The following is a 23,849-nucleotide window of genomic DNA, read 5'->3' on the forward strand; positions in this document are numbered from 1 at the left end:
CCCGGCCTCGTCGAACGGGTCCACGCCAGCCTCGCGGGAGAGGTCAAGCGCCGCCAGCAGGTCCTCAAGGACGCCGGCCACTTCGCCAACGTCGGCGACCCGCCGCCCCGGCCCGGTCCGCCGGGAGAGCCCTGGCCGGCGGGGCCACCCCGCTGCCGCAGCCGCGCGGTGCCGACGACGGCCGCGGCGACCAGCAGCACCCCGGCCGCTCCGGAGAGCGCGGCCAGCAGCGGCCCGGCCCATCCCGCACCGTCCCCGCCGGAGCTGTCCGCGGCGGTGACCGTATCGTCGCCCGCCTCCGTTCCGGCGCCCTCCGCTTCGTCCGCCTCGTCGGCGCCCGCCAGCGGGGACGCGCCGTGCTCCGGCCCGCTCAGCTCCTCGCCGAGGACGTCGACCCGCAGCACCACCCCGACCGCCGCGTTGCGGGCGATCGACACCGCCTCGGGGCCGAGGGAGACCGCGATGTAGTAGTCCCCGCCGAACCGGACCGGCGACGCCGCGGCACCGGACTCGTACCGGTTGGTCCACGTCACGGGAACGGTGCCGAGGTCCACGGCCAGCGGCTCGCCGCGGTAGGCGCGGTCGACGGTGAACTCACCCCGGCCGATCGGCGCGCGGTGCGGGGCGTAGGCGGCGGTGCGCACGTACGAGGAGTCCGAACCCCCCTCGTGGGTGGGCTCGTTGCCGATCTCGACGCGGTAGCGCAGCTGCTGGCCCCAGCCGACGGGGACGGTGAACCAGCGGGTCTGCGCGGGCAGCAGCCGGTCGCGCCAGACGCCGGGCCCGAGCTCGGCCGCGTCGTTGAACCCGGTGCCGCCGGCGATGTCCTCCGGTTCACCGGTCGGCAGGTCGGCCGACGGCCCGGCCGCGCCGTACCCGGTGGCGGAGGCGGCCGGCCGGACTCCGTCCGCCAGCGGCTCCTCCACGGAGAACCGCAGCTCCACCGGCCAGTGGGCGGTGTCGGACTCCTCGGCGCTCTCCCGCGTCACGCTGAGCGTGTAGCGGCCGGGGTCGTCGCAGGCGGCGCCACCGGCGGCCGACGGGACCCGGCTGACCACCTGGCTCAGCACCATGGCGCCCTCGTCGTCACCGAAGGTGGCGTCCGCGGAGTCGCACCTGCGGGGACGCTCCCCGGTGTCCTCCAGCAGCAGCGCGAGGCCGTCCCGCCGGTCGACCGCGACACCGGGGTGCGGCACCGCCGTGACCGAGAGGTCGGCGGCGGAGGCCGCGTCGAGCTCCACCGCGTAGCTGCGGGTCTGACCGGGTCCGATCGTGTCGAGGTACTGCCCGGGCGCCACCAGCGGCGCGTCCTCCGGATCCGCCGCGCCCTCGACCGCCTCGCCCGCGAACCGGTAGCCGTCGGCGGAGAGCAGCGCCGCACGCTCCAGCTCCCGGCCGAGGGCCTCGCCGTCCGGGGCGTCGTAGTAGGTGCCGTGGCCCGCCTCGGCGATGCACTCCAGCTCGGCCCGGCCCTCGTCGCCGATCTGGAAGCCGACCGTGTCGATCCGCAGGCCGACGCCGTTGCCGACGATCTCCGCGGCCACCTCGCAGGGGGGTGGTCCGTCGCAGTTGGACTCGCCGTCGGAGACCAGCAGGATCGTGCGGCGGCCGAAGCTTCCCGCCGGCGGGTCCGGCAGGTCCTCGGCTGCGCGCTCCAGCGCCAGACCGGTGGGGGTGTTGCCGGTGGGACCGGTCTCCCCCAGCGCGTCCCGCAGCCCGTCGCGGTCCAGCGGCTGCACGGGGTGAGCCAGCACGGTGTCGGTGCAGCTGCTGTTCTCGGAGCCGAACAGCCGCAGCCCGGTGGGGTGTTCGTCGGGGAGGGCGTCCACGGCGGTGGACAGTGCCTCGCGGGCCGCGGCCATCCGGGTGCCGCCGGAACCGTCGTCCTCCGCCATCGAGCCCGAGGCGTCCAGCACCATCAGCAGCCCGGTGGCGTCCCCGGTGCCGGTTGTGTCACCGGGCTCCTGCGCAGGCAGGAGCTGTCCGGGCGCGGCGTACGCCGTTCCCGCGACCGGTGCCGGCAGCAGAAGTGCCCCCACGGCGACCGCCGTTGCGAACGCCCGGGCACGGCCGCCCCTCGCCGCGTCCGCGGCTCCCCCGTCCCCCATCGGCCCGTCTCCCCCTCGGTAAGGCTGTGACCTGGTACGGGATCCACGGTATGAGTTTGCTGGAGCACACGACAAGGGGGAGTGGCGTCACGGTCTCGCCACAGCGGAGCACGGCGGAGGAAGGCGGGGGACAGAAGGGGGGCAGTGGGCCTGGCCGACGCTCCGCCGCGGACCGCGGGAGCCGCTGCGCCGGGACATGCCGGAGGGCCCCCGAGCCGATCAACGGCCGGGAGCCCTCCGGGGGTGTCTGCGGGACCTCAGGCGCCAGTGGAACCAGTGGGGGGCACGGTGTCAGTCGCGTCCATCCACAGGTCCTGGTCGGCCTTGTCCGTCTGGATCTGGCGGTACACCAGGACGCCGCCAACGGCGACCAGTGCGACCAGGAGGAGCTTCTTCACCGCGCTACCTCATTCTTCTTCGACGTTCGGACCATCTGGCGCCCGATGATACCGAAGTCACGCCCTCGAACCCGCCCCGACCACACCCGCGCACCCGCCCGGCTCACGCAATTTTCCGCACCACCCCGCCCATCGCACCGTCCCCGCCCCCCACGACCGCGCCACCCCCTCAACTGCGCGACCGGCTCGGTGGCTTGCCCCGGCGCCCGCGCACACGCACCGGTCGCGACAAGCCGCGCCGCGCCCCGCGGCCCCACCACCGGCGCGCCGGGCACCGCAGAGGCCACCCCACGGACCGACCGACCGTCTCCCCGCGCCGACCACCGGCCACCGTCGGCGGGGCGACACCGCCGGCGCCCCACGGAGCCCGCCCACTGCCTGTGTGGTGACGTCCGTCACCACACCCCGTGCGGCCCGCCCGAACAGCTCGCCTCCGCCCGCGCCTACGGCGGAGAAGTCCCGTCCGGAGCAGGCCGTGCCCCGTCAGCAGGAACCCCGTCCACCCCTCGCCCCCATGGGCACGGCCGACGTCAGCTGATGGCGTCAAAACGCCCCCGACCGGTCCCGGTCGGGGGCGTTCGCGCTGGTGGGGCTAACAGGACTTGAACCTGTGACCTCATCCTTATCAGGGATGCGCTCTAACCATCTGAGCTATAGCCCCGCGCTGCACCGAAAGATTAGCGCATGGTCGGCCCCGCTCCCAAATCGGTTCGGCTGCCGCCCTCGTACGCTCCGGCACCCGGCCGAACGGGTGGTCCGGCAGCGGTCCGCAGCGCCCGTGACCAGCGGCCGGGAGCCCCGTCGCGCGCCCCGCCCGCAACGACGGACGGCCCGATCCCCTCGCGGGGGACCGGGCCGTCCGTCGTCCGTCTCAGCGGGCCGGTGGGCGGGGTGTCGCCGTCACGACGGCCCCGTGCACCGTTGCTCGCCCGCGCCGACGCGCCCCCGTTGGCAGCGACACCTCCGAGTACGCCGTCACTCGTCCTCGGCCAGCGTCAGCTCCACGCCGCCGACGAAGCCGGCGGAGAGGTTGTACATGAACGCCCCCAGCGTCGCGAGCGCCGTGACCAGCACGACGTCGATGATGGCGATCACCGTGGTGAAGGTCAGGACCCGGCCCAGCGACAGGAACGCCTGGAGGTCGAACCCGCCGCCCTCCTCAGTGCCGGTCGCCTCACTGATGAGGTCGCCGATGCTGGAGAAGACGCCCATCGCGTCCATGACCAGCCACAGCACCGAGACCGCCACGATGGTGCAGATGCCGAGCGCGATGGACAGCAGGAAGCTGACCTTCATGACCGACCACGGATCGGCCCGCCCGACGCGCAGCCGCGCCTTGCGGACGCGGGGCACCACGCGGGCGCCGGTCCGGGCCTTCCGCTCCGTCTGCGGCGGTCGGGACGGCTGGGACTGCTGACCGGGCTGGCCCGGTCCGGTGATCCTGGCCGCCTTCTGCGGACGTAGCTGCGTGGTCTCGTCGGGCCGCGGCCCGCTCTTCCCCGCATCGCCGCCCGCCGCACCACCGGCCGGCGCGGGGTACGCCTGCGGCGGCCGGTAGTGCTGGTCCTGCTGGGGGTTTCCCTGGCCACCTTGGGAGTAGGAGTCCGTGGGCCTGGTCATCGTGGTCCCCCCACGAGTCGTCGCTGACCGGGAGCGGTCGCCCCCGGGGCCGGCGCCCGTTGCGCCGTCCGTGATGGTGGTCGGTTCTGCCGTGGGGGGACTGTCGTCCCCCGCACCGCGGCCGGGCGCGCCCGGGGCTCCACTCACGGCTTACTCCTTGGTGCGGTTCCGAGTCGGGGCGAGCGTCACTGGCCTGCGCCGGCGTCGTCCGCGGTCCCGTTCACGGCGTCACCGGGGTCACCGCCGGCAGCGGTGGTGTCGAGGTCGTCGGCCGGCGCGGCGTCACCGCCGCCGTCGACCACGGCTTCGACCTCCTCGGCCTCACGGCCGGCCTCGGCGTTGCGGGCGACCCCGACCACGGCGTCCCGCTTGCCGAGGTTGATCAGCGACACGCCCATCGTGTCACGGCCGGTCTGCCTGATCTCGTTGACCCGCGTGCGAATCACTCCTCCGCTGAGGGTGATGGCGAGGATCTCGTCCGTGGCCTCGACAACGAGCGCGCCGACGAGGGACCCGCGGTCCTCCACGATCTTCGCCGCCTTGATCCCGAGACCGCCGCGACCCTGCACACGGTACTCGTCCACCGGCGTGCGCTTGGCGTATCCGCCGTCGGTGGCGGTGAAAACGAACGTTCCCGGCCGCACGACGTTCATCGACAGCAGCTCGTCGTCCTCGCGGAAGCTCATCCCCTTCACACCCGAGGTGGCCCGGCCCATCGGACGGAGCGACTCGTCGGTGGCGGTGAAGCGGATGGACTGCGCCTTGCGGCTGATCAGCAGCAGGTCGTCGGTGGAGGAGACCAGTTCGGCGCCGATCAGCTCGTCGTCGCGGCCGTCCTCCATCTGGCGCAGGTTGACCGCGATCACACCGCCGGAGCGGGGGGAGTCGTAGTCCTTGAGCGGCGTCTTCTTGACCAGGCCGGACTTGGTGGCGAGGACCAGGTGGGGTGCCGCGTCGTAGTCGCGGATGGCGAGGATCTCGGCGATCTTCTCATCCGGCTGGAAGGCCAGCAGGTTGGCGACGTGCTGGCCGCGCGCCTCCCGGCCGGCGTCCGGGAGCTCGTACGCCTTGGCCCGGTAGACCCGGCCCTTGTTGGTGAAGAAGAGCAGCCAGTGGTGGGTGGTGGAGACGAAGAAGTGGTCGACGATGTCGTCCTCGCGCAGCTTGGTGCCGCGGACGCCCTTGCCGCCGCGCTTCTGCGCGCGGTAGTCGTGGGTCTTGGTCCGCTTGACGTAGCCGCCGCGGGTGATGGTGACGACGATGTCCTCTTCGGCGATGAGGTCCTCGACGGACATGTCGCCCTCGAAGGGAACGAGCTTGGAGCGCCGGTCCTCGCCGAACTTGTCGACGATGGCGGCGAGCTCCTGGCTGATGATCTGCCGCTGCCGCTCGGGCGAGGCCAGGATGGCGTTGTACTCGTCGATCTTGGTCTGGAGGTCGTCGTGCTCCGCGGTGATCTTCTGGCGCTCCAGGGCGGCCAGCCGGCGCAGCTGCATCTCCAGGATGGCGTTGGCCTGGATCTCGTCGATCGCCAGCAGGTCCATGAGGCCGTGGCGGGCCTCCTCCACGGTCTGGCTGCGGCGGATCAGCGCGATGACCTCGTCGATCGCGTCGAGGGCCTTCAGCAGACCGCGCAGGATGTGGGCGCGCTCCTCGGCCTTGCGCAGCCGGAACCGGGTGCGTCGGACGACGACGTCGATCTGGTGGGCGACCCAGTTGCGGATGAAGGCGTCCAGCGACAGGGTGCGGGGCACGCCGTCGACCAGGGCCAGCATGTTGGCGCCGAAGTTCGTCTGGAGGTCGGTGTGCTTGTAGAGGTTGTTGAGCACGACCTTGGCGACGGCGTCGCGCTTGAGGACGATGACCAGTCGCTGCCCGGTACGGGAGGAGGTCTCGTCGCGGACGTCGGCGATGCCGCCGATCCGGCCGTCCTTCACCAGGTCGGCGATCTTCAGCGCGAGGTTGTCCGGATTCACCTGGTAGGGAAGCTCGGTCACGACCAGGCACTGGCGGCCCTGGATCTCCTCGACGGCGACCACGGCGCGCATCGGGATCGAGCCGCGGCCGGTGCGGTACGCCTCCTCGATGCCCTTGCGCCCGACGACCAGCGCCCCGCTGGGGAAGTCGGGGCCCTTGATCCGCTCGATGAGTGCTTCCAGCAGCTCGTCGGAGCCCGCCTCCGGGTTCTCCAGGCACCACTGCGCACCGGCGGCGACCTCGCGGAGGTTGTGCGGCGGGATGTTGGTGGCCATACCGACGGCGATGCCCGCGGAGCCGTTGATCAGCAGGTTGGGGAACCGGGCCGGGAGGACCTTCGGTTCCTTGTTCCGGCCGTCGTAGTTGTCCTGGAAGTCGACGGTCTCCTCGTCGATGTCCCGGAGCATCTCCATGGCGAGCGGTGCCATCTTGCACTCGGTGTACCGCATGGCCGCGGCCGGGTCGTTGCCCGGGGAGCCGAAGTTGCCGTTGGAGTCGACCAGGGGCATGCGCATCGACCAGGGCTGCGCGAGCCGGACCAGGGCGTCGTAGATGGAGGTGTCGCCGTGGGGGTGGTAGGTGCCCATGACGTCGCCGACGACGCGGGCGCACTTGTAGAAGCCGCGCTCGGGTCGGTAGCCGCCGTCGTACATCGCGTACAGCACGCGGCGGTGCACCGGCTTGAGGCCGTCGCGCACGTCGGGGAGCGCCCGGGAGACGATCACGCTCATCGCGTAGTCGAGGTACGAGCGCTGCATCTCGGTCTCGAGCGTGACCGGCTCGACACGGTTGCCGGCCTCGGGTGCCAGCAGCGCTGCGGGCACCTCGATGTCACCGGCGGGCGCCGGGGTGGCGTCGCCGTCCGGGGTGGGGTTGTTGTCCTCGGCCATGGTGAGCGTCCGATCCGTTCGAGCTGCGAGGCGTTACGACTTCGACTGCGGCATGCGACCGCGGGGCGTGGGTGCCGGGGCGCGGGCGCCGCGGCCGGGGGTGACCGTGCGGCGGGCCCCCGGGCGGCTGCCCGGGGGGCCGACCGTCAGATGTCCAGGAAGCGGACGTCCTTGGCGTTGCGCTGGATGAAGGTGCGGCGGGCCTCGACGTCCTCGCCCATGAGGACGGAGAAGAGGTCGTCGGCCGCGGCGGCGTCGTCGAGGGTGACCTGGCGCAGCACCCGGTGGGCGATGTCCATCGTGGTGACGCGGAGTTCCTCGGCGTTCATCTCGCCCAGACCCTTGAACCGCTGGATGGAGTCCTCGCGGATCCGCTTGCCCTGGCGGCGACCGAGGTCGATCAGGCTGTCGCGCTCCCGGTCCGAGTACGCGTACTCGTACTCGTCGCGGCCCCACTTGATCTTGTACAGCGGCGGCTGCGACAGGAAGACGTGGCCGGCCTCGACCAGGGGCCGCATGAAGCGGAAGAGGAGCGTCAGCAGCAGGGTGTTGATGTGCTGCCCGTCGACGTCGGCGTCCGCCATCAGGATGATCTTGTGATAGCGGAGCTTCTCGATGTCGAAGTCCTCGTGGATGCCCGTGCCGAACGCCGAGATCAGCGCCTGCACCTCGGCGTTCTGGAGGACCTTGTCGATCCGCGCCTTCTCCACGTTCAGGATCTTGCCGCGGATCGGCAGGATGGCCTGGTACTGCGGGTCTCGGCCGGACTTGGCGCTGCCGCCCGCGGAGTCGCCCTCGACGATGAAGATCTCGCACTTCACGGGGTCGTTGGACTGGCAGTCGCTCAGCTTGCCGGGCAGCGACGCCGTCTCCAGCAGCCCCTTGCGGCGAGTGAGGTCACGGGCCTTGCGGGCGGCGACCCGCGCGGTGGCGGCCTGGATGCTCTTGCGGATGATGTCCGCGGCCTCGACCGGGTTGCGGTCCAGCCAGTCGGTGAGGTGCTCGTGGACGATCTTCTGGACGAAGGTCTTGGCCTCGGTGTTGCCGAGCTTGGTCTTCGTCTGGCCCTCGAACTGGGGCTCGCCGAGCTTGACCGAGATGATGGCGGTCAGCCCCTCGCGGATGTCCTCGCCCGCGAGGTTGTCGTCCTTCTCGCGCAGCAGCTTCTTGTCGCGCGCGTAGCGGTTGACCAGCCCGGTGAGCGCGGCGCGGAAGCCCTCTTCGTGGGTGCCGCCCTCGTGGGTGTGGATCGTGTTGGCGAAGCTGTACACACCCTCGCTGTACTGGGTGTTCCACTGCATGGCGATCTCGACCGAGAGCATCCGCTCCTTGTCCTCGGCGCCGATGTCGATCACCGAGGGGTGCACCGGCTCGCCCTTGCGGGAGTTGAGGTGCCGCACGAAGTCGGAGATGCCGCCCTCGTAGTGGTAGGTGACGTGGCGGGCGAGGTCGTCGTCCTCGGTGCCCGCGGTGTCGGCGCCGACCGTCTGCTTCGCCGCCTCGCGCTCGTCCGTCAGCGAGATGGTGAGCCCCTTGTTCAGGAACGCCATCTCCTGGAAGCGCCGCGAGAGCGTCTCGAAGGAGTAGTCGGTCGTCTCGAAGATGTCGCCGTCCGCCCAGAAGGTGACGGTGGTGCCGGCGGTGTCGGTCGCCTCGTTCTTGGCCAGCGCGGCGTCGGGCACGCCCAGGGAGTAGTTCTGCGTCCAGCGGTACCCGTCGCGGCACACCTCGACGGCGACCCGCTTGGAGAGGGCGTTGACCACCGAGACGCCGACGCCGTGCAGACCGCCGGAGACGGCGTACCCGCCGCCGCCGAACTTGCCGCCCGCGTGCAGCACGGTGAGGACGACCTCGACGGCCGGCTTCCCCTCGGAGGGGACGATGTCCACGGGGATGCCGCGGCCGTTGTCGACCACGCGCACCCCGCCGTCGGCGAGGAGCGTCACCGCGATGGTGTCGGCGTGACCGGCGAGGGCCTCGTCGACGGAGTTGTCCACGACCTCGTAGACGAGGTGGTGCAGGCCCCGCTCGCCGGTGGAGCCGATGTACATGCCGGGCCGCTTGCGGACCGCGTCCAGACCCTCCAGGACCGTGATGGCGCTGGCGTCGTAGGACGCCTCCACCGCTTGGTCGGCCACCACTGCCGCTTCCGCGGGAATGGTGGCAGGCTCGTTCTCGTTGGGGTTGCCGGAATCGGCCACGGAGCGCCCTTTCTGGCACAGAACGGCGACGCTCCGGGCGCACCGGAACGGCCGTGTCGTTCGACAGGGTCCGCAAAAGAGGCGGTTGCTCCAGTCTACCGCCACCACCGACACCAATGGGGCTTTGCCGGGCCCTGAGGGCACCAGTGATGCCCTGAACCGACCTCCGCCAACTCCCCATATGGGCACCCACCCCCGGAAACGCTCACAGCGGCGCACAGCGACGACTCGACTCCGCGTGCGCAAACACCCCGGAAGCCGCCCGAACCACCCCAACCACAGCCCCGCCGGCCCGCCCTCCGCGCCGCCCGCGCGAGCCGAACCGCCCCGGCCGCTCGCGAGTACGACCACCACCTCCCCGGACGTGACTCGCGTCACATCGCGAGCGTCGGGAGAGGCGGTAGTGATCCGGCTACGGCGCGTGGAAGTCGGGGTGGCCCGGCTGTACGGCACAGCCATGGGGACGCCGGTCGCGAAGCGGCGGGGGCGGGGGAGAAGGGAAGAACGGGAGGGCGACGGCACCGGCCCGGGGCCCGCCTGCCGGCACGACCCCGGACGGGAGGGAGCGCCGCGGACCCGTCAGGAGCCCGTGCCGGCGCCCGCGCGGACTGCTCCCGCTCAGCCGTAGGTGTCGCCCGGCCCCCGGCTGCCGGGGGCACGCCACTGACCGGGGGTGCGCGGCGGGCCGCTCGGCCCCTTCACCTTGAGGAGCCTCACGGTGCCGCTGCCCAGCTCGCCATTGAGACGAACCAACAACTGCGGTGCCAGAATGCGGAGTTGCGTTGCCCAGGCAGTGGAGTCGCACCGCACCGTGAGCACACGCTCGCGTTCGTCGTACCCCTCGGGCTCGCAGTGCTGCGCGATCTCGGGACCGACCACCTCCGGCCAGCGTCCCGTCACGCCGCCGACGGCGATCGGCATCTCCCAGCCCCGCTCGGTCTTGAGCCGGTCGAAGGCCGCGCCGAGCTTCAACGGGTCGCGCCCACCGGGCCGAGCGCCGGAACGCAGCGCCGGGGTACGGCTCTGCCGCGTCCTGCCCGCGCCGCGTTCCCGCGCCCGCTGGCGGGCCGCGCGGAGCGCGACCCGGGCGAGGTCCACCCCGCTGGGCGCCTTCTCCCCGTCGGTCGGTGCAGACCCGGGCGGTGCCGACCCGGCCGGCGCAGACCCGGCCGGCGCACCGCGCTGCGGACCGCCGGGGGCGGGCCGGGAACCGGCGCCGGAAGCGGCGCCCTCCCCGGAGCCGAAGAGACGTTCCTGCTCACGGCCACCACCGCGAGGGGAGCCCGGGTCAGCCACCGTGCACCGGCCCGTCCCCCGTCCGCGGGTCCTCGTCCGGTTCCTTCCGCTGCGGCGAGGCCGGGTGCGGCGCGGCACCCCCGGCGTCGGCGCGACCCGACGCCGACTCGGCCGCTGCCCGCCCGCCGCCACCGCGGTCGTCCCCGGCTGCGGCGACCCGCCCGTCCGCCACCTCGAACCGCCGCCCGGCCAGCACGGCGGGCACGTCCTCCGCGACAGCCGCCGTCACCAGCACCTGCTCGCCCGGAGCCACCAGTCCGGCGAGCCGCTCGCGCCGCCGCGCGTCCAGCTCGGCGAACACGTCGTCCAGGACCAGCACCGGCTCGGGCCCGTCCTGCCGCAGCAGTGCGTAACTGGCCAACCGCAGCGCCAGCGCCAGCGACCAGGACTCGCCGTGACTGGCGTACCCCTTGGCGGGCAACGCCCCCAGCCGGAGCAGCAGTTCGTCACGGTGCGGGCCGACCAGGGTCACGCCCCGCTCGACCTCCCGCGGCCGGGCGGCCCCCAGCGCGGCGGTCAGCCGGTCGAGGAGCACCTGCGCGGACGGCACCTCGGCACCCCCGCCCGGAACGCTGTCGACGGCACCGGCCTCGGGTGCGTCCCCCTCCGCCGGCTCCGCCGCGTCCGCGGTCGACCGGTACTCCAGCCCCACCGGCCCACCGCCCGGCGCCAGCTGCTCGTACGCCTCGTCGGCCAACGGCTGCAGGGCCGCGACCAGTTCCAGCCTGCGTGCCAGCAGTTCCGCGCCCGTCCGGGCCAGATGCTGGTCCCAGACGTCGAGCGTGGACAGATCGACCCCCCTGCCCCCGCCCGACCGGCTGCCGTGACGACGCGCCATGGCAGCCGACTTCAACAGGGTGTTCCGCTGCTTGAGGACGCGGTCGTAGTCGGCGCGGACCCCGGCGAGCCGCGGCGCCAGCGCCGTCAGCAGCTCGTCGAGGAACCGGCGCCGCTCCCCCGGGTCGCCCTTGACCAGACTGAGGTCCTCCGGGGCGAACAGCACGGTCCGCACGATCCCGAGCGCGTCACGCGGCCGCACCTGGGTGGAGCGGTTGATGCGGGCCCGGTTGGCGCGGCCCGGGTTCAGCTCCAGCTCGACGAGCTGCTGGCGTTCCCCCTCGACCACCGCCGCTCGCACCACGGCGCGTTCGGCGCCGGACCGCACCAGCGGCCCGTCGGAGGCGACACGGTGGCTGCCGAGCGTCGCGAGGTAGCCCACCGCCTCGACCAGGTTGGTCTTGCCCTGCCCGTTGGGTCCGACGAAGACCGTGACACCGGGACCGAGTTCGATCTCCGCCCGCCGGTAGGAGCGGAAGTCGGCGAGCGAGAGATGGGTGACATGCATGGACGGGGTCGAACCCTTCGCTGGTCCGGCCGCTCGGCCCGGGGTCGGCGCGGCACCGGGCGGAGCGCGGCGCGGCCGGGGCGAACCCGGCCGCGAGGGCGGTCACTTCTGGGTGGACTCCACCGCGTGGCCGCCGAACTGGTTGCGCAGCGCGGCGATCATCTTCATCTGCGGGGAGTCGTCCTGCCGCGACGCGAACCGCGAGAAGAGCGACGCGGTGATCGCGGGCAGCGGGACGGCGTGGTCGATGGCCGCCTCGACGGTCCAGCGGCCCTCGCCCGAGTCCTGCGCGAAGCCGCGCAGCGAGGCGAGGTGCTCGTCATCGTCGAGCGCGCGGACAGCCAGGTCCAGCAGCCAGGAGCGGATGACCGTGCCCTCCTGCCAGGAGCGGAAGACCTCTCGCACGTCGGTGACGGAGTCGACGGCCTCCAGCAGCTCCCAGCCCTCGGCGAACGCCTGCATCATGGCGTACTCGATGCCGTTGTGGACCATCTTCGCGAAGTGGCCGGCACCGACCTTCCCCGCGTGCACGGCGCCGAACTCGCCCTCGGGCTTGAGGGCGTCGAAGATCGGCTGCACCTTGGCGACGTCGTCGGCGCTGCCGCCGTACATCAGCGCGTAGCCGTTCTCCAGGCCCCACACGCCCCCCGAGACACCGCAGTCCACGAACCCGATGCCGCGCTCCGCGAGCTGTGCGGCGTGCGCCTCGTCGTCGGTCCAGCGGGAGTTCCCGCCGTCGACGACGACGTCGCCGGGGGACAGCAGGGTGGCCAGCTCGTCGATGGTGGCCTGCGTGGCGTCACCCGCGGGGACCATCACCCACACCACGCGCGGGCCGGAGAGCGACTCCACCAGCTCGCCGAGGCTGTGGACGTCGGCGATCTCGGCGTTGTGGTCGAAACCGACGACAGTGTGGCCGGCCCGGCGGATGCGCTCGCGCATGTTGCCGCCCATCTTGCCGAGGCCGATGAGACCGAGCTCCATCGAAAGGACCTTTCTGGTGGTCGTGCCGCTGCCCCGGAGGCAGCGTGTTCCGTCCCCGAGAGCCTACGCGCCGCCGGGGCGGCGGCCGTGGGGCCCGGCCGGGAAGCCGCCCGCGCGGCCCACCGGCCGGGAAGCGGCGCGGCGGGCGGGAAGCGGCGCGGCGGGCGGCCCGATGTGGATGGTGTGGACGGGACCCCGGGGTGCATGGCGACGACGCACCGCCCCGGCCCCGCGTACCGGGCGGGGGCGGCGAGGCGCCCGCCCGGAGCGGGGCCGGGGCGGTGGAGTTCCCGGCGGCGGTGCGTGCGCACCGCTCCTGCGGCGGTCGCCCCGAGGCGGGTCAGCCGCTGAGTCGGACCGGCATGATCAGGTACTTGTAGGCGTCGTCGGCCTCTGCGTCGACCGCGGGCCGACCGCTGAGCAGCGCGGGCTTGGTCGAGGTGGTGAAGGACAGCTGGGCCACCGGGGAGTCGATGGCGCTGAGTCCCTCCAGCAGGAAGCCCGGGTTGAACGCGATGGAGACGTCGTCACCCTCCAGGCGGGCGTCGAGCCGCTCCACGGCCTGTGCGTCGTCGCTGGAGCCGGCCTCGAGGGTCAGCACGCCCTGCTCGAAGCTGAGCCGCACCGGGGTGTTGCGCTCGGCCACCAGCGCGACGCGCTTGACGGCCTCGACGAACGGCGGGGTCTCGATCACCGCCACCGAGTTGAACTCGGTGGGGAACAGCGTGCGGTACTTGGGGAGGTCACCCTCCAGCAGCCGGGTGGTGGTGCGGCGGCCGGAGCCCTCGAAGCCGATGAGCCCCTCTCCCGCGCCGGAGCCGGAGAGCGCCAGCGAGACGGTGTCACCGCTCGCCAGCGACTTCGCGGTGTCCAGCAGCGTCTTGGCCGGGACCAGGGCGACGGCGGAGGTGTCGGCCGTCTCCGGCTTCCAGAGGAACTCGCGGACCGCGAAGCGGTAGCGGTCGGTGGAGGCGAGGGTGACGGTGTCGCCCTCGATCTCGATGCGGACGCCGGTGAGGACCGGGAGGGTGTCGTCGCGCCCGGCAGCGATGGCCACCTGGCCCACGGCGGCGGCGAAGACCTCGGCCGAGATGGTGCCGGCGGTCGTCGGCATCTCGGGCAGTGCCGGGTACTCCTCGACCGGGAGCGTGTGCAGCGTGAAGCGCGACGATCCACAGACCAGGCTCACCCGTACACCGTCCGTGGACAGCTCCACCGGGCGGTTGGGGAGGGCTCGGCAGATGTCGGCGAGCAGCCGGCCGGAGACGAGGACGGTGCCCTCCTCCTCGGTCTCGGCGTCGACCGAGACGCGGGCGGAGACCTCGTAGTCGAAGCCCGAGAGGCTCAGCGAGCCCTCCTCGGCCTTCAGGAGGAGCCCGGCGAGCACCGGGACCGGCGGACGGGCCGGGAGGCTGCGGGCGGCCCAGGCCACCGCCTCGGCGAGCACGTCGCGTTCTACCCGGATCTTCACTTCAGCCGCCTCCTGCTGCTGTTGCTGGCCGCTCGCCTTTCCTGGCGGCTACCTACTGCTGGGTCCTGCTGCCTGCGGTCTGCAGGTCTCCAGTCTGACGCACCGCACCGACAGTAGGGGGTCGGAGGAGTCAAGTCGCTCCGGGAGGGGTAGACCCGGGCCGGGCCCGGTTATGCACAGCACCCACTTCAAAACGATCTGCGAGCTCTCTATCCGTAGTGGTAGTAGTAGGGCCTGTGGAAACGGTGGATAACCCTCTTTTAGCAGGTCAACCCCGGTTTTTTATCCACCGGCCCTGTGGGCGGGCCCGTGGAAAAACCACCCCTGGTTGTGGACGCCCGAACCTTGTGCACAGGCCGTCCCCAGGAAGCCCTCGGTTGTCCCCAGCGCCGTCCCCAGTTTTCGCCGCGTTCCCCACAGCCCTCTGACAACTTTGCTGTGAGCTGTTTCACTCCTTCTGGCGAGACGAGCCGCGCTGTTGCCGAACAGTGGACAGGCCTGTGGACAGGCTGTGCACAACTACCCTTCTCCTGTGGGCGATGCAGCCCTGGCCGTGGACAACCGATGATGACGTCTCGGGCTCGCCGATCGTTGTCCACAGGCTGTGGGTTTCCTTGATCCACAAATCCACACCCGGTTGACCTGGGAGGATGCAGATCGTGGCTGCCAGCTGTGGACGAGCCTGCGGACAACCGGCGGCGCCCACAGGGTGTGGAGAGAAAAAAGTAGCCGAATCTGTGGACGCAGCCCGTAACCCGCCGATTTCTCGAACGCAGCGGTCGACACGTTCGAGTGGCGCCGAACATCGCTCACCACGTCGCAGCGCCCTCGCAGTGCTCTCGGAGCGCCCTCCCACAGCTGTCGGCGCATCGCGGGAGGGCCGCGGGAGAGCCGCAGGAGGGCCGCGGAAGGGGTACGGGGCGGCTCCGCGACGCGGGGCGCGCCTGTGGGCCGCCCCTGGGCCGGGCCCGGCCCGCGCGTTGGCGCACGACTGCTCCCGCCGTCGCTTCGGGGCCCGCTCTCGCGGGGACGGCCCGGGCAGGGACGCCCCTGTCGGTTGTGCGGGGCAGGGGAGGGCGCTCCCGTGGACCGAAGTACCGGCGTCGGGCCGAACCGCGCCGTCGGCGCGTTAGGGCGGACACGCGCCCAGGCATGCCCCCCGCCGCACGACGACGGCAGAGCGGCCCGGTCCCGGGTGAGTTCACCCCTGCCGACGCGGGATGCCCTGACGAGGCCGCAACACCGGACGAGGCGGTGGCGTGCGCTGCGAAGAATCACCCGACGGACGGCGCGGACCACGGTGTGACGCACACCGGTGCGGGTGTCGCGGTGGTGGGCACCGGCGAGCCGGGCAGTCGGGCCGGTGCCGGTGGGCGGGTGACCGACCGCTGGCACCGGAGGCCAGACGCCAGACGCCCGGCCGGCGCCGTCAGCCGTTCTTGATGCGGTTGGTCAGCTCGGTGACCTGGTTGTAGATGGACCGACGCTCCGCCATCAGGGCGCGGATCTTGCGGTCCGCGTGCATCACGGTGGTGTGGTCGCGGCCGCCGAAGTGCTGCCCGATCTTGGGGAGCGAGAGGTCGGTGAGCTCCCGGCAGAGGTACATGGCGATCTGCCGCGCCGTGACCAGGATGCGGCTGCGCGAGGAGCCGGCCAGGTCCTCCACGGTGAGTCCGAAGTAGTCGGCCGTGGCGGCGGTGATGGCGTCCGCGGTGATCTCCGGGGTCGCGTGCTCGCCGCCGGGGATGAGGTCCTTGAGGACGATCTCCGTCAGCCCGAGGTCGACCGGCTGGCGGTTGAGGCTGGCGAACGCGGTGACCCGGATCAGGGCCCCCTCCAGCTCGCGGATGTTCCGGGAGATGCGGGAGGCGATGAACTCCAGGACCTCCGGCGGCGCGTTGAGCTGCTCCTGGACCGCCTTCTTCCGCAGGATGGCGATACGGGTCTCCAGCTCGGGCGGCTGGACGTCGGTGATCAGGCCCCACTCGAAGCGGTTGCGCAGCCGGTCCTCCAGCGTCACCAGCTGCTTGGGCGGCCGGTCGGAGGAGAGCACGATCTGCTTGTTGGCGTTGTGCAGGGTGTTGAAGGTGTGGAAGAACTCCTCCTGCGTGGACTCCTTGCTGGCGAGGAACTGCACGTCGTCCACGAGCAGGATGTCCATGTCCCGGTACCGCTTGCGGAACGCGTCGGCCTTGCCGTCCCGGATCGAGTTGATGAACTCGTTGGTGAACTCCTCCGAGGAGACGTACCTGACGCGGGTCCCCGGGTAGAGGCTGCGCGCGTAGTGCCCGATCGCGTGCAGCAGGTGGGTCTTCCCCAGTCCGGACTCGCCGTAGATGAAGAGCGGGTTGTACGCCTTGGCCGGTGCCTCGGCGACGGCGACGGCGGCCGCGTGGGCGAACCGGTTGGAGGCCCCGATGACGAAGGTGTCGAAGAGGTACTTCGGGTTGAGTCGCGCGGTGGGCTCGGCCGGTCCCACGCCGCCGGACGGCGCCGGCGCCCCGTGCGCCGGTGCGCTGGGGCGGCCGTAGCGTTCGAAGCGCGGACCGGGCACCGGGGCCGACGTCCGGCGCTGGTCGTAGCCGCCCTGGTTGCCGTCGTAGGCGTTCTGGTCGTACGCGCTCTGGTCGTAGCCGCCGTCGTATCCGCCCTGCTCGTACCCGCCCGCGGACCGGCTCTGCTCGTATCCGCCCCCGGACCGGCCACCGGGGGTGTGCCCGCCCTGGTCGTAGCCGGGCTTCTCGTAGCCCTGGTACGGCTGGTACTCCTCGCGCGGCTCCCGCGTCTCGCGGGCGTACTCCTCGCGCCCGTAGGGCTCGCGCTGCGCGGGCAGCGGGTAGCTCTCCTGCGACCAGGTGCGCGGGGCGTGCGGATGGTCCGGGTACGCGGCACGCGGCGTGGGCAGTTCGCCCGTCCCGTACTCCTGGCCTCCGCCCGGAGGGCCGCCCCGGCCGGACTCGCGCGGGTCGGCGCCGTGCCGCGGCGCCTCGTTCTCAGCGGGCGGTGCGGGTTCGGCGCTGCTCACCCGCGCCGGTGCCGCCTCGGGGGGCGGCGCGGTGACGGTGATCGCCAGCCGGACCGGGTGGCCGCACTCCCGGCTGAGGGCCCCGCTGATCAGCGGGGCGAGACGCCCCTCGAGCACGCTCTTGGCGTACTCGTTCGGCACTCCGAGCAGCGCCGTTCCGGAGACCAGCGCGAGGGGCTGACAGTCCTGCAGCCATCGCTGGTCCTTCGGCTCCAGCGCCTGTCCGTCGGAGAGCATGATGGTGAGAGCACGAGGCCACACCGCTGCGAGGTCGGCAGGAAGGTCAGCCACGGGGCACGCTCTCTCGGCTCGCTGGTCACGGATCGCGCCGGCGGGTGCGGAGGAGCGGGAGGAGCGCCGGGGCTGAGGATCTGGTTCCGAACACGCCACGGTAGACAGCGCGGCGTGCCCGCATCAAGTCATTGTCCACAGGGTGTGTACAACCGCGGACCCTGCCACGCCTGGGTCGGGTACGCCACGATGGCGCGGTTTGACCGGGAGGCCGGCGCGCGCGTACCGTTGCACGGTCGAGTTGTCGACGGCTGGCGCCGCCTGCCTCCGATGGGCAGACTCCCGAACAGGGTCGGAGCCCGAGTGGCTGTGCACACGCCACAGATCTGGGCACCGCGGCTCCTCGTGGGCGCACGGTGGCAGCCGATCGACTCCCACACCTGGACCGGTGAGCCTCCTTGCCGGGACACCGAAAGATGTACTGGAGCCCCAAGTGAGCAAGCGCACCTTCCAGCCGAACAACCGGCGTCGCGCGAAGACCCACGGCTTCCGGCTGCGCATGCGGACGCGCGCCGGTCGCGCCATCATCGCCACGCGTCGCAGCAAGGGCCGCGCCCGCCTGTCGGCCTGAGTCCCTCGACTCAGGTGGTGGAGCAGTGCTGCCTTCCGAGAACCGGCTGAGGCGGCGCGAGGACTTCACAGCCGCGGTCCGCGGCGGTCGACGGTCCGGACGTCGGACCCTCGTCGTCCATCTGAACGACACGAACCCGCACGTGGCAGGGGAGAGCATCCCTGTGCCGCGTGCGGGTTTCGTCGTGAGCAAAGCCGTCGGCAACTCGGTGGTGCGCCACCGTACGCAGCGGCGTCTGCGCCATCTGCTACGGACGCGTCTGCCCCGGCTGCCCGCAGGTAGCCTGGTCGTTGTCCGGGCGTTGCCCGGCGCGGGTGACGCCTCCTCGGAGCGACTCGCCCGGGACCTCGATGCCGCGCTCACGCGGCTGCTGGGAGAGGTACGACCGTGAAGTACCCGCTGCTTCTGCTGATCAAGCTGTATCAGTGGACCATCAGCCCGCTTCTCGGTCCAGTCTGCCGTTACTACCCGTCATGCTCCCATTACGGGTACGGGGCCATTCAGCGACACGGTGCCATCAAGGGCACGGGCCTCACCGCCTGGCGCATCCTGCGCTGCAATCCCTGGTCGTCCGGCGGAGTCGACCACGTCCCACCCCGGAAGCACCCTGTCTGGCACCAGCGCCTGCGCAACCGCTGGCAGCACCGGACCCATACGAATGCCCAAGGAGCCTGACTCGTGGACACGATCAACTCGATCCTCAGTCCCCTCTATTGGATCGTCTCGTGGATCATCGTGCGGTTCCACGACCTCTACAGTCTGGTCTTCGACGAGGGCAGCGGCTGGGCCTGGGGCCTGTCGATCGTCTCGCTCGTGATCGTGATCCGCATCGCCCTGATCCCGCTGTTCTTCAAGCAGATCAAGGCGACGCGCAACATGCAGGCGCTGCAGCCGCAGATGAAGAAGATCCAGGAGCGCTACAAGAACGACAAGCAGCGCCAGTCCGAGGAAATGATGAAGCTGTACAAGGAGACGGGTACCAACCCGCTCTCCAGCTGCCTTCCGATCCTCGCGCAGTCGCCGTTCTTCATCGCGCTCTTCCAGGTGCTGAACCACATCGCCGGCAACCGCACCGTCGGCGTGCTCAACGCGGACCAGGTCGAGAGCGCGCGTGAGGCCACCATCTTCGGTGCCCCGATCGCCACCAAGTTCATGGACAGCGCCGAGCGGCTCGCCGAGTTCGACGCCTCGCTGACCAACGTCCGCGTGGTCACGGTCATCATGATCATCCTGATGTCGCTGTCGCAGTTCTACACGCAGCGCCAGCTCATGACGAAGAACGTCGACCTCACGGTCAAGACGCCGTTCATGAATCAGCAGAAGATGCTGATGTACATCTTCCCGATCCTGTTCGCCGTGTTCGGCATCAACTTCCCGGTCGGCGTTCTCATCTACTGGCTCACCACCAACGTGTGGACGCTCGGGCAGCAGATGTACGTGATCAACCGGAACCCCACTCCCGGCAGTCTTGCCTTCCAACAGCGCCAGGAGCGCCTGCGGAAGAAGGGCAAGCTGAAGGAGGATCCGGTCGAGGTCGAGACGAAGCAGCAGATCGAAGAGGCCCGCGCCAACCGGTCGCAGCCCAAGCGGAAGTCCAAGTCCCAGCGGCAGGGCGGCCCCGCCCCCCAGGTGCACAAGAAGAACCCGCAGGGCAAGGCGCATGCCGCACGCAAGCGGCCGAACGGCAGCACTGCCGCCGGCAGCACCGACGGCGGGGCCGGCGGTGACACGGGCACGAGTGACGCCGGTACCGACAGCACCGGCCGGAGCGACGCGGACCGCCACGGCTCCGGCAAGAACGGCTCCGGGAAGAACGGCTCGGGCAAGAACGGCTCGGGCAAGCCGCAGGGCTCCCGGACCAAGCCCTCCTCTGCCAAGTCCAAGAAGTAAGAAGGAGTCCCCGACGTGTCGGACACCACCACCGCGACCGCAGAGGGCAGCGAGCCGGCCCTGACCCGCCTGGAGCAGGAGGGCGAAGTCGCGGCCGATTACCTGGAAGGTCTGCTGGACATCGCGGACCTCGACGGCGACATCGACATGGATGTCGAGGCCGACCGCGCGCTGGTCTCGATCCAGGCCGACGGCAGCCCGCGCGACCTGCAGCGGCTCGTGGGTCGGGAAGGCGAGGTCCTGGAGGCGCTCCAGGAGCTCACCCGACTCGCCGTCCTGCGGGAGACCGGTGAGCGCAGCCGGCTCATGCTGGACATCGCGGGCCACCGGGAAGCCAAGCGCGCCAAGCTCACCGAGCTGGCTGCGGAGACCGTCGCCCAGGTCAAGGAGACGGGCGAGGCGGTCAAGCTGAGGCCGATGACCCCGTTCGAGCGCAAGGTCGTCCACGACGCCGTCGCCGAGGCCGGGCTCAACAGCGAGTCCGAGGGCGAGGAGCCGCAGCGCCGAGTGGTTGTCCTTCCGTGACCTCAAAGGACACGGTCGCCGAACCCGCCGAGCAGCCCGGCCCACCGCCGGAGGCCGCTCGGCGGGTTTTCGGTGACCGGCTGCCGGACGCCGAACGGTATGCGGAGCTCCTCGCAGGCGTCGGGGTGCAGCGCGGGCTGATCGGCCCGCGCGAGGTGCCGCGTATCTGGGAGCGTCACCTGCTCAACTGCGCCGTCCTCGGCGAGGCCGTGCCGGAGGGCGTCACGGTCTGCGACGTCGGCTCCGGCGCCGGCCTGCCCGGTATCCCGCTGGCGCTGGTACGCCCCGACCTCGAGATCACGCTGCTGGAGCCGCTGCTGCGACGCACGCGCTTCCTCGAGGAAGTGGTGGAGCTGCTCGGTCTGGACCATGTCTCGGTGCTCCGTGGCCGCGCCGAGGAGGTGCTCGGCACCTTCACCCCGGTCCACGTGGTGACCGCCCGCGCGGTTGCGCCGCTCGACCGGCTGGCGGGCTGGGGGGTACCGCTGCTGCGGCCCTACGGCCAGATGCTGGCCATCAAGGGGGACACCGCGGGCGAGGAGCTCAAGTCCGCCCGCGCGGCGCTGGGCAAGCTGGGTGTGGTCGGGACCGAGGTGCTCACCGCGGGGACCGGCGTCGTGGATCCGCCGGCCACCGTGGTGCGGGTGGAGGCCGGTGAGAGTCCCGGCGGAGTCCGCTTCGCTGCCAAGCGGGCCAAGGCCGCCCGTGCCGGTCGGCGACGCCGACGCTGACCTGGGGGCCGCTCCCCCCCCGCATGACGAAAGCGCGTGGGGGTCGCGTGGGTCGACCACTACGCCCAACCGGGTGGCCGACCGGTGATGAGGTGTGTCGGGGCCGCTGCCCCGGGTCGGCGACAGCATCGTGTTTCACGTGAAACGACGCTCGCTGTTGCAGGGAATCATCAGCCGGGGTCGCGATGCGGCCGGACCGAGAGAGCGGAACGCCGCAGCACGGGGGCAGGGTGGCGACCCCTCCCCGGCGCGGCCGTTGTCCACACGTAGGCGGGGCTCGCTGGTTCAGAGCACCACCGACATGGCAGTCTTTGAAACCACGAAGACTGTGAGTGTCGAGGAGAGTGAACCCTTGCGGTCAGACGCCAACATTGCTGGGCCGACGGCCGACCCGGTCCCCGGCCCCCGATCCGAGCAGCCCGACGCCCCCGGCGGCGCCGTCGACGTGGCACGAGCCGCGCCGGGTGGCAACGGGTTGCCGGCCAGCCGTGCCGCACAACTGGCGGTCGCGGCCATGCACCGGACCGGTGGGGCGCTGCCTCGCCCCCAAGAGACCCGCACCATGATCGTCGCCAACCAGAAGGGTGGAGTCGGGAAGACCACGACAACGGTCAACCTCGCCGCCTCGCTGGCGCTGCACGGGGCCCGGGTGCTGGTGGTGGACCTCGACCCGCAGGGCAACGCCTCGACCGCGCTGGGGATCGACCACCACGCCGACATTCCATCGATCTACGACGTACTCGTCGAGGGCCGCCCGCTCTCCGAGGTGGTCCAGCCGGTGATGGACGTCGAGGGGCTGTTCTGTGCCCCCGCGACCATCGACCTTGCCGGCGCCGAGATCGAGCTCGTCTCCCTGGTGGCTCGCGAGAGCAGGCTGCAGCGGGCGATCAGCAAGTACGAGCAGCCGCTCGACTACGTCTTCATCGATTGCCCGCCCTCCCTCGGACTGCTCACGGTCAACGCCCTGGTGGCGGGTACCGAGGTCGTCATCCCGATCCAGTGCGAGTACTACGCGCTGGAGGGACTGGGCCAGCTGCTGCGCAACGTGGAGCTGGTGAGAGGCCACCTCAACCCCGAGCTGCACGTGTCGACGATCCTGTTGACGATGTACGACGGCCGCACCCGCCTGGCATCCCAGGTGGCGGAGGAGGTGCGCAGCCACTTCGGAAAGGAGGTGCTGCGGACCAACATCCCCAGGTCGGTTCGCATCTCCGAGGCCCCGAGCTACGGGCAGACGGTCCTCACCTATGATCCGGGTTCCAGCGGTGCGCTCTCCTACCTGGAGGCGGCCCGGGAGATCGCGCTGCGGGGCACTGGCTCGCAGCACCAGGAAGCGAGCGAGGGGAAGCTGTGACCGAACGACGCAGAGGGCTGGGACGAGGGTTGGCCGCGCTGATCCCGGCTGCGCCGCGCAGCACGGAGGACGTCTCCACCACTGCCGGGCCCACCTCGCCCAGCGCCGTCCCGGTGCTGCCGGCCGAGCGCGGTGTCGCCGCGTCGGTGATCGCGGAGTCGGCGGCCTCCGAGGCGGCGTCGTCGGAGCTGTCGTCCGAGTCGGTGCCCGAGGCGGACGCCACGGGGGCGGTGGAGGACGCGTCCTCTTGGCAGGACGTGGCCACCGGCAGCACGGTGGCGGGCGCCATGTTCGCCGAACTGCCGCTGGACTCCATCACCACCAACCCGCGGCAGCCGCGCGAGGTCTTCGACGAGGACGCGTTGGCGGAGCTGGTCACCTCGGTCAAGGAGGTGGGGCTCCTGCAGCCGGTCGTGGTCCGGTCGCTGGGCGGCGAGCGCTTTGAGCTGATCATGGGCGAACGCCGGTGGCGCGCCTGTCGGGAGGCGGGGCTTGAGGCGATCCCCGCCATCATTCGGGCCACCGAGGACGACCGGCTGCTGCTGGACGCACTGCTGGAGAACCTGCACCGCGCCCAGTTGAACCCGCTGGAGGAAGCCGCGGCCTACGACCAGTTGCTGCGGGAGTTCAACTGCACCCATGAGGAACTCGCGGACCGGATCGGACGTTCCCGGCCGCAGGTCACCAACACCTTGCGGCTACTGGGGCTGTCTCCCACCGTGCAGCGACGCGTGGCAGCGGGGGTTCTCTCCGCCGGCCACGCTCGCGCACTGCTCTCGGTGAAGGACGCGGAGACGCAGGACAGACTGGCGCATCGCATCGTGGCCGAGGGCCTCTCCGTGCGCGCGATCGAGGAGATCGTCTCCCTGGAGGAGGGCACGCGTCCGAAGAGCCGCGGGCCGCGTGCGGGCAAGCGTGTCTCGCCTGCGCTGGAGAACCTGGCCGGTCGGCTCTCCGACCGCTTCGAGACCCGGGTGAAGGTCGACCTGGGGCAGAAGAAGGGGAAGCTGGTCGTGGAGTTCGCGTCCATGGAGGACCTGGAGCGCATTCTGGGCCAGCTGGCACCCGGTGAGGGCCGGGTGCTCGGCGACCAGCTGAAGGAGCCCGGCGGCGAGAGCACGTCCTGACGGGAGCGGATACGACACAGGGCCGGGCTGTTTCACGTGAAACAG

At 71.6% G+C, this 23,849-nt stretch carries 14 protein-coding genes, 1 tRNA gene and 4 pseudogenes; 8 read left to right on the top strand and 11 right to left on the bottom strand.

The window, feature by feature from the left end; genetic code table 11:
• Positions 1 to 1,454: 1,454 nt before the first annotated feature.
• From HCN52_RS26350 to dnaA, 11 genes and pseudogenes are all read right to left on the bottom strand, one after another.
• Positions 1,455 to 2,108: pseudogene (locus HCN52_RS26350) on the bottom strand (vWA domain-containing protein); the annotation flags it as partial.
• A gap of 257 nt (positions 2,109 to 2,365) precedes the next feature.
• The gene (locus tag HCN52_RS06605) at positions 2,366 to 2,506 is read right to left on the bottom strand and encodes a DLW-39 family protein (protein ID WP_168087416.1); all 141 of its coding nucleotides are present in this window, start codon (positions 2,504 to 2,506) and stop codon (positions 2,366 to 2,368) included.
• A 584-nt stretch (positions 2,507 to 3,090) separates the two neighbouring features.
• Positions 3,091 to 3,167 (bottom strand) — tRNA-Ile (locus HCN52_RS06610).
• Positions 3,168 to 3,481: 314 nt separating this feature from the next.
• Complete coding sequence (locus tag HCN52_RS25245; protein WP_376767096.1) at positions 3,482 to 4,273, bottom strand: DUF3566 domain-containing protein; 792 nt, start codon at positions 4,271 to 4,273, stop codon at positions 3,482 to 3,484.
• A 38-nt stretch (positions 4,274 to 4,311) separates the two neighbouring features.
• Positions 4,312 to 6,993, bottom strand: a complete 2,682-nt coding sequence (gene gyrA, locus HCN52_RS06620; protein ID WP_168087417.1) for a DNA gyrase subunit A — start codon at positions 6,991 to 6,993, stop codon at positions 4,312 to 4,314.
• 146 nt (positions 6,994 to 7,139) lie between these two features.
• A complete protein-coding gene (gene gyrB, locus HCN52_RS06625) occupies positions 7,140 to 9,194 on the bottom strand; it encodes a DNA topoisomerase (ATP-hydrolyzing) subunit B (protein ID WP_376767097.1) in 2,055 nt (684 codons plus the stop codon).
• A 618-nt stretch (positions 9,195 to 9,812) separates the two neighbouring features.
• A complete protein-coding gene (locus HCN52_RS06630; protein WP_209314225.1) occupies positions 9,813 to 10,292 on the bottom strand; it encodes a DciA family protein in 480 nt (159 codons plus the stop codon).
• A gap of 352 nt (positions 10,293 to 10,644) precedes the next feature.
• Positions 10,645 to 11,835: pseudogene (gene recF / locus HCN52_RS06635) on the bottom strand (DNA replication/repair protein RecF); the annotation flags it as partial.
• Positions 11,836 to 11,937: 102 nt separating this feature from the next.
• A pseudogene (gnd, locus tag HCN52_RS06640) lies at positions 11,938 to 12,825 on the bottom strand (phosphogluconate dehydrogenase (NAD(+)-dependent, decarboxylating)); the annotation flags it as partial.
• Between the two features lie 334 nt (positions 12,826 to 13,159).
• A complete protein-coding gene (gene dnaN, locus HCN52_RS06645) occupies positions 13,160 to 14,290 on the bottom strand; it encodes a DNA polymerase III subunit beta (RefSeq protein ID WP_167970523.1) in 1,131 nt (376 codons plus the stop codon).
• 1,429 nt (positions 14,291 to 15,719) lie between these two features.
• Positions 15,720 to 17,606 carry a chromosomal replication initiator protein DnaA gene (gene dnaA, locus HCN52_RS06650; RefSeq protein WP_168087421.1) on the bottom strand — a complete coding sequence of 629 codons (1,887 nt, stop codon included), beginning with the start codon at positions 17,604 to 17,606 and terminating at the stop codon, positions 15,720 to 15,722.
• Positions 17,607 to 18,039: 433 nt separating this feature from the next.
• Between dnaA and rpmH the strand changes: the two genes are divergently transcribed.
• From rpmH to HCN52_RS06690, 8 genes and pseudogenes are all read left to right on the top strand, one after another.
• Complete coding sequence (rpmH, locus tag HCN52_RS06655) at positions 18,040 to 18,177, top strand: 50S ribosomal protein L34 (RefSeq protein ID WP_059010105.1); 138 nt, start codon at positions 18,040 to 18,042, stop codon at positions 18,175 to 18,177.
• A gap of 25 nt (positions 18,178 to 18,202) precedes the next feature.
• Positions 18,203 to 18,568 carry a ribonuclease P protein component gene (gene rnpA / locus HCN52_RS06660; RefSeq protein ID WP_168087422.1) on the top strand — a complete coding sequence of 122 codons (366 nt, stop codon included), beginning with the start codon at positions 18,203 to 18,205 and terminating at the stop codon, positions 18,566 to 18,568.
• A pseudogene (gene yidD, locus HCN52_RS06665) lies at positions 18,565 to 18,825 on the top strand (membrane protein insertion efficiency factor YidD); the annotation flags it as partial. The gene rnpA and the pseudogene yidD, both read left to right, overlap by 4 nt.
• A gap of 39 nt (positions 18,826 to 18,864) precedes the next feature.
• A complete protein-coding gene (gene yidC / locus HCN52_RS06670) occupies positions 18,865 to 20,067 on the top strand; it encodes a membrane protein insertase YidC (protein ID WP_168087433.1) in 1,203 nt (400 codons plus the stop codon).
• A gap of 15 nt (positions 20,068 to 20,082) precedes the next feature.
• Complete coding sequence (locus HCN52_RS06675; protein ID WP_168087423.1) at positions 20,083 to 20,592, top strand: Jag family protein; 510 nt, start codon at positions 20,083 to 20,085, stop codon at positions 20,590 to 20,592.
• On the top strand, positions 20,589 to 21,323 hold the full coding sequence (rsmG, locus tag HCN52_RS06680; protein WP_168087424.1) for a 16S rRNA (guanine(527)-N(7))-methyltransferase RsmG: 735 nt from the start codon (positions 20,589 to 20,591) through the stop codon (positions 21,321 to 21,323). Before HCN52_RS06675 ends, rsmG begins: the two co-directional genes overlap by 4 nt.
• A gap of 301 nt (positions 21,324 to 21,624) precedes the next feature.
• Entirely contained in the window at positions 21,625 to 22,677 is a 1,053-nt protein-coding gene (locus tag HCN52_RS06685; RefSeq protein ID WP_280923884.1) for a ParA family protein, read from the top strand.
• The gene (locus HCN52_RS06690; protein ID WP_168087425.1) at positions 22,674 to 23,804 is read left to right on the top strand and encodes a ParB/RepB/Spo0J family partition protein; all 1,131 of its coding nucleotides are present in this window, start codon (positions 22,674 to 22,676) and stop codon (positions 23,802 to 23,804) included. Before HCN52_RS06685 ends, HCN52_RS06690 begins: the two co-directional genes overlap by 4 nt.
• The last annotated feature ends 45 nt before the right edge of the window (positions 23,805 to 23,849 follow it).

The organism is Streptomyces bohaiensis (assembly GCF_012033785.1).
In the GTDB taxonomy this organism is placed as follows: domain Bacteria; phylum Actinomycetota; class Actinomycetes; order Streptomycetales; family Streptomycetaceae; genus Streptomyces; species Streptomyces bohaiensis.

What these genes read in the sequence shown, in the direction of transcription:
- gyrA (WP_168087417.1), bottom strand. Translation starts at nt 6,993, where the DNA reads ATGGCCGAGGACAACAACCCCACCCCGGACGGCGACGCCACCCCGGCG.
- HCN52_RS06685 (WP_280923884.1), top strand. Translation starts at nt 21,625, where the DNA reads ATGGCAGTCTTTGAAACCACGAAGACTGTGAGTGTCGAGGAGAGTGAA.